General features: G+C 70.9%; 8 protein-coding genes and 2 pseudogenes. 5 read left to right on the forward strand and 5 right to left on the reverse strand.

What is annotated here, in order from left to right:
• The first annotated feature begins 136 nt into the window (after window positions 1-136).
• The 3 genes from JNW87_RS26665 to JNW87_RS39785 all read left to right on the forward strand — a co-directional run bounded on the left by JNW87_RS26665 (window position 137) and on the right by JNW87_RS39785 (window position 2,435).
• A complete protein-coding gene (locus JNW87_RS26665) occupies window positions 137-655 on the forward strand; it encodes a hypothetical protein (RefSeq protein WP_238454638.1) in 519 nt (172 codons plus the stop codon).
• Between the two features lie 329 nt (window positions 656-984).
• The gene (locus JNW87_RS39780; protein ID WP_255544378.1) at window positions 985-1,719 is read left to right on the forward strand and encodes a S8 family serine peptidase; all 735 of its coding nucleotides are present in this window, start codon (window positions 985-987) and stop codon (window positions 1,717-1,719) included.
• Between the two features lie 32 nt (window positions 1,720-1,751).
• Window positions 1,752-2,435: a S8 family serine peptidase gene (locus JNW87_RS39785; RefSeq protein ID WP_309234055.1), complete on the forward strand. Its 684-nt coding sequence runs from the start codon at window positions 1,752-1,754 to the stop codon at window positions 2,433-2,435.
• 297 nt (window positions 2,436-2,732) lie between these two features.
• On the opposite strand, the gene JNW87_RS26675 is transcribed toward JNW87_RS39785, so the two are convergent.
• The 3 genes from JNW87_RS26675 to JNW87_RS26685 all read right to left on the reverse strand — a co-directional run bounded on the left by JNW87_RS26675 (window position 2,733) and on the right by JNW87_RS26685 (window position 4,937).
• On the reverse strand, window positions 2,733-3,299 hold the full coding sequence (locus tag JNW87_RS26675; RefSeq protein WP_238454639.1) for a hypothetical protein: 567 nt from the start codon (window positions 3,297-3,299) through the stop codon (window positions 2,733-2,735).
• A 703-nt stretch (window positions 3,300-4,002) separates the two neighbouring features.
• The gene (locus tag JNW87_RS26680; protein ID WP_238454640.1) at window positions 4,003-4,587 is read right to left on the reverse strand and encodes a hypothetical protein; all 585 of its coding nucleotides are present in this window, start codon (window positions 4,585-4,587) and stop codon (window positions 4,003-4,005) included.
• Window positions 4,584-4,937: a chorismate mutase gene (locus JNW87_RS26685; RefSeq protein WP_109803459.1), complete on the reverse strand. Its 354-nt coding sequence runs from the start codon at window positions 4,935-4,937 to the stop codon at window positions 4,584-4,586. Before JNW87_RS26685 ends, JNW87_RS26680 begins: the two co-directional genes overlap by 4 nt.
• Before the next feature lie 310 nt (window positions 4,938-5,247).
• Between JNW87_RS26685 and pcrA the strand changes: the two are divergent.
• A pseudogene (pcrA, locus tag JNW87_RS39790) lies at window positions 5,248-7,754 on the forward strand (DNA helicase PcrA).
• A 64-nt stretch (window positions 7,755-7,818) separates the two neighbouring features.
• Here pcrA and JNW87_RS26705 read toward each other — a convergent pair.
• Window positions 7,819-8,591 (reverse strand): annotated as a pseudogene (locus JNW87_RS26705) (M23 family metallopeptidase).
• Window positions 8,592-8,850: 259 nt separating this feature from the next.
• Window positions 8,851-9,561: a M23 family metallopeptidase gene (locus tag JNW87_RS26710; protein WP_109803462.1), complete on the reverse strand. Its 711-nt coding sequence runs from the start codon at window positions 9,559-9,561 to the stop codon at window positions 8,851-8,853.
• A gap of 386 nt (window positions 9,562-9,947) precedes the next feature.
• Here JNW87_RS26710 and JNW87_RS26715 point away from each other — a divergent pair, with 386 nt between their 5' ends.
• Entirely contained in the window at window positions 9,948-10,352 is a 405-nt protein-coding gene (locus tag JNW87_RS26715; protein ID WP_109803463.1) for a cobalamin B12-binding domain-containing protein, read from the forward strand.
• Window positions 10,353-11,351 lie beyond the last annotated feature (999 nt).

Consider the following 11,351-nt stretch of genomic DNA (forward strand, 5'->3'; position numbering starts at 1 on the left):
CGACGAACCAGGCGGCGTCCGCCACGACAGACCCGCCACGATCCGGCTCTACAAGCTCAGCCACCAAACTCCATGATCAACTTAGGCTACGCGGCATTGCGGCAGGGGGTATGTGGAGGTGCCCCGGAAGTGCGGCGTGGGAATCCAGCCGCTCGCTGACGGCAAGGCGTCGGAATTCCCCTCTCCGGTGACGGTCGACGGGAAGACCTTCAATATCAGTGGCGGTGATTCGGGTTGCGAGTCCGTGGTGCTGGTGCGGTCGCCGGCAACCGTGGGTGACCGGCTGTTCTTCATGACCGCACCCGACTCCCTCGGCAAGTTGCCGATGCGTGGCGGAGTGGATCTGGAGGACTTCACCTGGTACCTGACCGAGTGGGATGGGAAATCGGCCTCGGCCAGGTTTCTTACGGAGATTCCGGGCATCGCCGATTTGGCGGTGTCGCCGGACGGCCGGTCGGTGATCGCTGCCGTCGGGTCGCCGGAGAACGAAGCCGGGGTCTGGTCGGTCGACGTCGGTACCGGGCAGAAGACGAGGATCGTCGACGGCGAGGAGGCGGATCACCCGAGCTTTTCACCCGACGGCAAGCGGTTCGTCTACGTCGAGAACTACAAACATTTGAAGTTCGCCGTTGCTTCTGGGCACGCGCCTCGATGAGCACCGACACGGACCATTGGCGGCCCGACCAAGCTCGTGTTCGAGGAGCATGTGGGCCATCTCGTGGAGGATGGAGCGTGAGCGGCGGTACCCCTCGGACCTGACCGACTCGCGGTGTACGTCGAACCGATACTGCCCCTGCCGGTCGACGGGTTGCGGCAGTGCGACGATCATCAATGGGCCTGCGTCGATCGGCACACCTGACGGCTGCAGTGCGAGCGGGTGGCTCCGTACGCAATCGCGCCCTCAGGACGTATCCGTGTTGCGAAAGTTTGGTGATCGCCGATATCGGCCATAGATAGGCGCCACACGCTCCCAGAGGAGGCCTCATGCCTCGAACCACCCCCGTCCTGATCGCCGGCGTCCTTACCGCCGCGCTCGTCGCGCCGGTCGCGCCGGCGCAGGCGAGCAACCCACTCGCCCCGATATCCAGTTCCCTGGCGCGGACACTGACGACAGCCTCCGGCACGATCCCGGTGTTTGTGCACGGTACGAGCATCGGCGCCGCCCGGCAGGCGGCCGCCGACACCGGCCTCACACTCATCACCACCTGGAACAAGATCGGCGTCGCGGTTGCGCGCGGCACCGCCGAGCAGATCGGGGCCGTTCGCGGTCATGCCGGTGTCACGTACGTCGAAGGTGACCAGCCGCTGCGGCTGCACCTGTCGACCTCGAACGTCGCCACCCGAGGCGAGCAGGCGCGCGCTGAGCTGCGCGACGGACAGGGACGGCCGGTCGACGGCCGCGGTGTGTCGGCGGCGATCATCGACACGGGCGTGGACGGCACGCACCCGTTCTCCCGCAACGCGGACGGCACCAGCGCAGTGAAGCTCAATCTGAAGAACATCTGCGGCCCCCTCACCGACCTGGGTCTGCCGCTCCCGCTCCCCAACGACTCGTGCTTCCTCGACCTGACCGCGGCCAACGACACCGACACGCTGTCGGCCGGCGGGCACGGCACGCACGTCGCGGGGATCGTCGCCGGGCGGGACACGACGCTCACCGACGGCACCCAGCTGCACGGCGCTGCCCCTGACGCCACGCTGATCAGCCTGTCGGTCTGAGCATCTTCGGCGCGGACAGCGCGCTGAACTGGGTGCTCGAGCATCACCTGAACCCGTGCGCGGGCTGCCCACCGATCAAGGTGAGCAACAACTCGTACGGCCCCACTGGCGGTGGGGCGTTCGATCCGAACTCGGCGACCACCAAGTTGCAACGGGCGCTGGCCGCCGAGGGTGTCGTCACCGTCTGGGCGGCCGGCAACGACGGCCCGGACAACAGCGCCACCAACCCTCCGGGTCAGGACCCCACTCCGGGCATCCTCATGGTCGCCTCCTACGACGACCTCGGCACCGGCACCCGCGACGGTAGCGTGTCGACGTTTTCCAGCCGCGGGGCGGCGGGGCGCCCGGAGACCTACCCGGACGTCTCGGCACCCGGATCGAACATCACCTCGGCCTGCCGGCCATACCTGCTGATCTGCTCGACCGGTCTGGACCCGCGCAACGGCCCCGGGCCGCTGGACGTCGGCACGTTCAACACGATCAGCGGTACCTCGATGGCAACCCCGCATGTCGTGGGCATCGTCACCCAACTGTTCCAGGTCGCACCGAACGCGACCCCGGCCCAGGTCGAGGACGCGCTCAAGGCCACGGCGGACAAGTTCACGGACAGCGCGGCCTACCAGACCGTCGGGCCCTACACCACCGCAGTCGACAAGGGAAGCGGCCTCGTCGACGCGTACGCCTCGGCGGTACGGCTGGGGGCGACACCTGGCTGACGGCCGACCAGAACGGCGCAGCAGCGAGTTCAGCCGGCACCGTCACCGACAACAAACAGCGCCACGAAGCGCACGATCACCGGCCGGCAACATGCCGCGATGACCGTGTGTGTTGGGCACAGCTCACGATCCACGACCAGGACCGCTACGAAACGTACGCCGCGGCGTTCACTGAGGTTGCCGGCGGCCTAATCGCGAGCCAAGCACTGGCACAAGACCCGGGGCCGGAGCGGCCGCTCCGGCCCCGGTTGAACTTGGTGAGTGACCCGGGCCTCTCCCTCGGCTCCAACTGCCACATCATCTTCTGACGGCGCGGTAGCGGCTGACCATGATCAGCCCCACGGCGGCGGCGCCCAACAGTCCAGCGAGCGTGAGCAGCCAAAGCCCGGCACCGACGCTCACCTGAGTGGCGGCGCTGATTGCCTTGCCGATTCCCAGCGGGTCATCCTCACTGGACATGCGCTCCCGCATCTGCGCCTCTGTCGCCTGCAGATCCACAATCTTCCACACCCCGATTCCGAACAATGCGAGGGCGGCGAGGCCAGCGAAGATCGGCGCGACGATGGGCACGCTCTGGCGCCGCAGACTCAACCCGCCGTAGGCAGCCACCACGAGGCCGAGTACAACAACGATCCAGCCGTCCTTTCCGTCCGTACCGGACAACGACACACTGCCCAAGATCGGCGCAGTGACCTTCGCCCAGGGCATGAACGAGCCAATGACGGCCGCGATGCCCGCAGCCAGCACGATCCATTCGCGGACCGGTCGCGTTGCGGCCGGCGCCAGGGACGGTTCACCTTCGACGGGCTGATTAGCGGACGCCGACTGGTCCGGCGGCGGGGGCGGGGTGAGATCCTGCGCCATTCTTCGATTCCCTTTGGACGTCGATGCCCATCTCACCGCTTGAGGCGGGCACAGAGGTAGCAATCTATGGCACCGCCGTAGCAGGACATCGTCCCCAGCAGAAGCCAACACCCGTACGGTTGATCAAAGTGTGGACATGGAGGGCGGTGTGCCCCGTCGTACTGCGTCGCTAAACCGCCGTCCGGCTCCAAGACACCGCCCAGCTTGCTGTAGACGGGGCGCCGTGCAGGGAGCCGATGCGAGTTGCTCCAGGGTTGTACGAAGGCGATTCGCCGGCCGCGGCGCGGTTCGTAGACCAGGTTCGGGCCCTCGGGCACTGAGTCGATCGGCGCGGCCAGCATGTCGGCGACAGGCCGCCGCAGCACAGGCCCACCCGGCGACGTATCCCACTGCCAGGCCGGGCTTACCCCCTCCTGTTCCGTCCGGACCGCGAGCGCCGCTCATACGCGTCCCTCCCCCGCCATCGTCGGGTAGAGGGATCGGGCCCCGGGCGAAGACCAGGCTCAACGAATGCAGGGGGACTTTGGCATTACGAGTCGAAGGTCGCCCTGGTCGACGGCGTGGAGGCTCGGGTCGAGTGGGCGTCCGTGCTGCCGATGGGCGCCTCGTCAGTCGGCTACGCCGCAGCTCGCGGAGAGTGCGCTGAGGAAGACGAGCTTTGCTGGCTCCGTCATCCGCTCGGCGGCGGGCTACCTCGACGTCTTTAGCGCAGGTCGGCGGCGATCCGGTCGGTGTCGGCGGTCAGGGCGTCGTAGCCGTCGGCGGTGAGCTTGCCGTCGCGTCGCAGTTCGCCGAGCTTGTCGCGCAGCTTTTTGAGCTGCTTCTCGGCCTGGTCTGGGTCGCTCTCGGCGATCTCCTTCGCGATCGCGTCCACCTTGGTGTGCAGGTCCTTTGCGGCATCCGGGTTCAACCAACCGGCTTCCACCTGCTCCTGGATTGACTGGCGCATGCCGGCGATCGGGTCAGCGGGTGGAGTGGGGCTCGGCCTACGGGAGGTAGCGCGAGGGCTCGGTGTCGGGCTGGCCGGGCTGGCGGACGCGACGGTGCGCAGCGTCGGCGTGGTGGACGCGACGGAGAGCGGCACGGCCGGCACGCGGGGCGCCACGGCGGTGGTGGCCGATGCCGGCGGCGCGGTCGGTTCCGCGGTCGAGGTGTGGTCGTCGCGGTCGAGCAGCGTGACGCCGGTCAGGGCGAGCAGCGCGACGCCGAGCAGGGCCGCCGCCAGCAGCCCCTCGCGCCGATACCGCGCCAGGCCCGGCCTGGGGCGTGCCGGGCCGCCCCTCCTCACAGCGGGCCGCGGCCGGCGCGAAGCAGCAGCAGCGCGAGCTGCGTCCCGTCCGCACCCAGCGCCTGCCGGAACCGCTCCAGGATCTCCCGCTCCCGGGAGAGCACCAGGCGGGTGCCGCCCGAGGCGAGCCGAGTGGCCCCCACCTCCTGGGAGAGGGCGGCCCGCTCCTGCCACAGCGCGATGATCGTCCGGTCGATCTCGTCGATCCGCTCCCGGATCGCCACGATCCGCTCGGCGGCCGCCGAATCGCCGGTGCCGGTCCGGGCGGTCGCGGCCGCCGTCGCACCAGTGTCGGCCCCGTCGTGGTTCTTCGCCAGGCTGCCGCTCTGCTCCGCCACGTCAGTCATCATCGTCGTACCCCTCGGGTGTCGGGCCCGGTGCCCGGATCCCGGGACGAAAAAGCCCCGGGCTCTCCGAGCCCGGGGCTTTCGCAGGTCTTGTGATCAGGCGCGACCTACGGCTGCCGGACTCCCGGTGCCGTAGTAAAAGTAGAAGCGCTGACCGAACACGTCGTCGAGTATGCCGAGCGGTGGCCGGGGTGCGCAAGGATTCCCGCCAACAGGTGGGACGGGGTGCGTTTCCGTCCCCGGTGACGGCTTCGTCTCGTCGGGGCGTGCTCGGGCGGGAAGTGTCCGTCCGGCGGCATAGACTCGCCGTGCGATGCATCCTCTCTTCGACATTCCCGCGTCCCCGCCCGCGCCGGAGCCGACCCCGCCGCACCGGCCCGGGTCCTACGACGACTCCAGCTCGGCTGGCGGCCATGATTCGGCCTCCGCGCCGCTAGGCGGCGCTCCGGACCGAATGAAGGCCGGTCTGTCGCCGCGCCGCGACCGGGAGCCGTCGGCCGCCCGGCTGGACCCGCAGGCCCTCCTCGCCGGGCTGAACGGTCCCCAGCGCGACGCCGTCACGCACGCGGGTTCGCCCCTGCTGATCGTGGCCGGCGCCGGTTCCGGCAAGACCCGGGTGCTGACCAACCGGATCGCGTACCTGCTCGCCGCGCGGGACGTGCACCCGGGCGAGATCATCGCGATCACCTTCACCAACAAGGCCGCCGGCGAGATGAAGGAGCGGGTGGCCGCCCTGGTCGGGCCGCGGGCCCGGTTGATGTGGGTGTCGACCTTTCACTCCGCCTGCGTCCGGATCCTGCGGGCCGAGCACGAGCACGCCGGGCTGAAGTCGACGTTCTCGATCTACGACGCGGACGACTCGCGCCGGCTGATGCAGATGGTGGCCCGGGAGCTCGACCTCGACCCGAAGCGCTACCCGGCGCGCGGCTCGCCGCCCAGGTGTCCAACCTCAAGAACGAGCTGGTCGACCCGGAGGCGTTCGCCAGCCGGGCCAAGGGGCCCAACGAGCGGGCGCTGGCCGAGGCGTACACGCTCTACCAGCGGCGGCTGCGCGAGGCGCACGCGCTGGACTTCGACGACCTGATCATGACGACGGTGCACCTGCTCCAGTCGCATCCGCACGTCGCGGAGAGCTACCGACGCCGGTTCCGGCACGTCCTCGTCGACGAGTACCAGGACACCAACCACGCCCAGTACGTGCTGATCAAGGAGCTGGTCTCCGGCACCGAGGGGATCGAGCCGGCCGAGCTCTGCGTGGTCGGCGACGCCGACCAGTCGATCTACGCGTTCCGGGGCGCGACCATCCGCAACATCCTCGAGTTCGAGCGGGACTTCACCGACGCCCGGACCCTCCTGCTGGAGCAGAACTACCGCTCCACCCAGACCATCCTCAACGCCGCCAACGCGGTGATCGACCGGAACACCTCCCGCAAGCCCAAGCGGCTCTGGAGCGACGCCGGGGCCGGCGAGCAGATCGTGGCGTACGTCGCCGACACCGAGCACGCCGAGGCGGACTGGGTGGCCCGGGAGATCGACCGGCTCGTCGACGACGGCGAGACCCGCCCCGGCGACGTCGCGGTCTTCTACCGCACCAACGCCCAGTCCCGGGTCTTCGAGGAGGTGTTCATCCGGGTCGGCCTGCCGTACAAGGTCGTCGGCGGGGTGCGCTTCTACGAGCGCAAGGAGGTCCGCGACGCGCTGGCCTACCTGCGCGCGGTGGTCAACGACGACGACACGGTCAGCCTGCGCCGGATCCTCAACACCCCGCGCCGGGGCATCGGCGACCGGGCCGAGGCGTGCGTGGAGGCGCTCTCCAGCCGGGACCGGATCTCCTTCGGGGCGGCGCTGCGCCGGGCCAAGGACGCGCCGGGCATCTCCACCCGGGCGGCCAACGGGATCGCCGACTTCGTCGCGCTGCTCGACGGCGCCCGGCAGCTGGCCGAGACCGGCACCCCGGAGGAGGTGCTGGAGGCGCTGCTGACCCGCTCGGGTTACCTGACCGAGCTGGAGGAGAGCCTCGACCCGCAGGACGCCGGCCGGGTGGACAACCTCCAGGAGCTGGTCAGCGTCGCCCGGGAGTACACCGAGCGGATCGAGGCGCTGGGCGAGGAGGGGGAACGGGCCACCCTGGCCGGCTTCCTGGAGCAGGTGGCGCTGGTCGCCGACGCCGACCAGATCCCCTCCGACGACCCGGACCACCAGGGCGTGGTCACCCTGATGACCCTGCACACCGCGAAGGGCCTGGAGTTCCCGGTGGTCTTCCTGACCGGCCTGGAGGACGGCGTCTTCCCGCACCTGCGCTCGCTCGGCGACACCCGGGAGCTGGAGGAGGAGCGCCGGCTCGCGTACGTGGGCATCACCCGGGCCCGGCAGCGGCTCTACCTGTCCCGTTCGGTCACCCGCTCGGCCTGGGGGCAGCCGGCCTACAACCCGCCGTCGCGGTTCCTGGAGGAGTTGCCGCCGGATCTGGTCCGGTGGGAGCGCACCGAGGGGTCGTACACCTCGTGGGCCGGCGGAGGCGGCGGCGTCGGCGGCCGGGCGGACCGCGCGCCCGGCGGACGGGGCGGCTTCACCGGCGGCACCCCCAAGGCGGCGCAACTGGCGAAGCGGCTCGGCGTGGACGGCAGCCGGCTGGCCACTGCCAGCGAGCTGCCCCAGGGGCCGAAGGTGGCGGCCGGCGACCGGGTCAACCACCAGCGCTACGGCCTGGGGCGGGTGCTCGCCGTGGAGGGGCACGGCCCGGGTGCCCGGGCGCAGATCGACTTCGGCGACCAGACCATGTGGCTGGTCCTGCGGCACGCCCCGATCGACAAGCTCTGAGCGACCACGAAGGGCCCGGGCCGGCGAACCGCCGGACCGGGTCCCTCGTCGTGCTCCGCGACCGTCAGCAGGCCACGTCGATGCCCCGCGCGCGCAGGAACGGCGCCGGGTCGATCTGGTTCCACATCGCGCCCTTGTGCACCTCGAAGTGCAGGTGCGGGCCGGTGGCGTCGCCGGTGGCGCCCTCGTAGCCGATCACCTCGCCGGCGCTGACCTTCTCGCCCACGCTGACCGCGATGCGGCTCTGGTGGGCGTAGTGGGTCAGGTAGCCGTTGCCGTGGTCGATGAAGACCGAGTTGCCGTACCCGTCGCCGACGTCGCCGGCCTTGACCACGGTGCCCGCCGCCGCGGCGTGGATCGGGGTGCCCGCGGGCATCGCGAAGTCGATGCCGGCGTGCAGGGTGCCCCACCGCTGCCCGTAGCAGGAGGTGATCGCGGCGCCCTTCATCGGGATGACCCAGGAGGGCTTCGGCTTGGCGGTCTTCTTCGGCGTCGGCTTGGCGGTGGCCGCCTTCTTCGTCGGCGTCGGGCTGGCCGTGGAGGGGCTCGGCGACGGGCTGGCCGCGGTCGCGGACGGGGTGACCGGGGCGGTCGACTCCCGGACGGAGCGGTCGCGCGGGCGGCGGCCTCGGCGCGGGCCTGGGCGTCGAAGTCGACGGCGGCGGGGGTCGGTGTGCCGTGGTCGGCGGTGGCGACGGAGACGCCGCCGAGGCCGAGGCCGATCAGCGCCACCGCGCCGACCACGAAGTACGTGCTGCGCCGGCCCGGCCGCCTGCGCGCCCGGTGCCGGGGAACGTCGTGGGTGTTCTCGTTCTGGACGGAGCTGTCTTCCTGCACGGCGGACCTCACAGTCGAGGGGCACTTGACCTCGAAATACTGGTGTCGGCCCGGTCCGCGCCGGGTAGGGGCTCCGGTGGGACGGCCGGGGCTGCTGACGGCCCACGCCCGGTTTCGCCTCAGCTGGGTGATCTGACCCGGAAAACGATCATGCTTAGCTGTGTCTCCGCTCACAGTTGTCGCTGTGACCCGGCAGACTTCGCGTCAACGAAACCGCCCGGATCCAATGATCCGGGCGGCAAGCGGGCGGTACCCAGCGTCAGGACGCCGCTACCTCGCTGTAGATTGCCTCGACTTGCAGCTTGATGTCCACTCCGCGGTCCTCGAGCCACGGCACCGGGTCCAGCGGCTGCCCGTTGACATGGATCTCCAGGTGCAGGTGCGAGCCGTAGGAGTGCCCCGTGTTGCCGACCAGACCGAGCTGGTCGCCGGCCTTGACCTGCTGGCCCTCCTGGACGCTCACGGCGGAGGAGTGGCCGTAGATGGCCTCGCTGCCGTCCGGGTGCTGGACGATCACGGCGTAGCCGTACCCGCCGAACCAACCGGCCTTGGTGACGGTGCCGGAGTGGATCGCGACGTACGGGGTGCCCTCCGGAGCGACCAGGTCGACGCCTGTGTGCAGCTTGCCCCAGCGCATGCCGTACGGCGAGTTGAAGTCGTAGCCCTGCAGGGGGAGCAGCCAGACGTCCTGCTCGGTCCCGGCCTTGGCGACCCGGCTGTCCCGGGTGGCGCGGTCGGCGGCGTCGGCGCGGGCCGCCGCGTCCTGGCTGGTGATCGAGGCCTGCTTGAGCTCGTCGAGGACCGACGGGCTGACGCTCTTGGCGTCCGGCAGGGCGTTCGCGCCGAGGGCGACGATGCCGGCCCCGACGAAGGCGGTGGTGACGACCGCCGCGTAACGGCTCCGCGGGGGGGTGGGTACGCGGCGGCGGCCGCGATATCTATCGGGCTCAGACGACAGGCGCTGGCGCACGCACACCCTCCGTTGTCGGGGTTCCGATGCGGTCGACCGGCGCCCGGGAAACTCGGGTGAACGTCGGCTGGCCGCGTCGTCACCCGTCCATGGACCTGATGACAACCGTGGTCACGTTAGCCAACTGCCACTCCAGTCACAAGCCGAAGCGCCGAATTGGGGTTTCGTTCTGTCCCTTTCCGTCCGCTGATGTCATAGCTCGCGCCCCCGGACGGGGGGCCCGTTAACCGTCCGTTCGTCGCGCACAGTGACCGTTCGGCGGAGGCGTCCGACTTCCGGGCGGTGCGGTCGAAGGCTATGGGTGCAGCCCGGCTTCCCGGCGTCGGGGCGGGCGGGTTACCGTTCGTTCAGGTGATAGCCGCGGAGCCGGTGAAAGGTGTGCGCTGATGAGCTCTCGTATCCGGGTCGTCGTCGCGAAGCCCGGCCTGGACGGCCACGACCGGGGCGCGAAGGTGGTCGCGCGCGCCCTGCGCGACGCCGGCATGGAGGTCATCTACACCGGCCTGCACCAGACCCCGGAGCAGATCGTGGAGACCGCCATCCAGGAGGACGCCGACGCGGTCGGCCTCTCCGTGCTCTCCGGGGCGCACATGACGCTCTTCAAGCGGGTACTGGAACTGCTCGCGGAGCGGGACGCCCGGGACATCGTCGTCTTCGGCGGCGGCATCATCCCGGACGCCGACATCCCCGAGCTGGAGCGGCTCGGCGTGGCCAAGATCTTCACGCCGGGTGCCACCACCCAGTCCATCGTGGAGTGGGTCCGGCAGAATGTCGCCCAGCCGGTCGCCTGACCGCAGCCTGGCTGCCGGCGGCGGTGTCGTCGCGTGTCGTCGCGGATTGCTCGTCGCAAGCGTGGGCGCCGCGGAGCGGGTTCGCGCCCGTAGCCGGGGTGTCCAGGAAGGGCGCCTGCAGTCGAGGCCGCGCCGGACGGGCGTGCGATGCGGGCGCCTGCGGGTGCGGCCCCGGCTGATGGACGCCGTTGGGTGACCTCCCGGCCCGGTAGGCGCGCGTGCATGCTGTTGCGTGCGGTCCCGGCCCGGTGGGCGTGCGGTGGATGCCGTTGCCCGAGGTCCTGGCCTGCGGGTGCGCGTGGGCGCTTGCGGGCGAGGTGACAGCCCGGCTGCTGCGCGGTGGGCGCGGTCGGGCGGGAATGACCGGAGCGCGGGCAGGGGGAAGGGCCGGACGCACCCCTCACACGCCCGGCCCCTCTATGCACGATGCCCCGCCGCCACCCCTCGACCGACAGGGCATCGGCCGTCTCCCGTCATCGCGCTGATCAGCGCTCCGACATCAGACTCAACGACGCCCCCACGACGGGGTTACGCATCTTCCGCAACATCCCCCGGACGGCTGAATCGACGCCCGCGGCGGGCGCGGCAGCCCTCTCCACCGGGCCCGCTGCCGGCCTGGCACCCCGCCGATGCCGGCCCGATCCGTGCCTGATCCACTTTGGATTCGCGATCTGGGGCTGCCCGGGTGACGTGGGCAGCCCCCACATCGCGGATCTGGAGTCGATCATGAGGTGCCGCGAGGCCTTTTGGGGTCCGCGTCACTTCTGCCGGGGGCCTGCCCGTCGCGGTGCGGGCCGTACCCTGTGGCTCCCCGTACCGCATTCCGCGGTCGATGATCCCGCCGGGAGCCTGCCGTGAACCAGCCGCCGCACCCGCAGCCGAACCCCGCCGCCGGGCAGCCGCCGGGTCCACCGGCCGCCGGCTGGCCGCAGCAGGGGCAGCCGGACGGCACGAGCGGGGGCTGGCCCGCGCCGCCGCCGGCCGGTCCGGGTTGTCGGG

The sequence above is a fragment of the Micromonospora sp. ATA51 genome (assembly GCF_016802855.1).
GTDB classification, from domain to species: Bacteria; Actinomycetota; Actinomycetes; order Mycobacteriales; family Micromonosporaceae; genus Micromonospora; species Micromonospora sicca.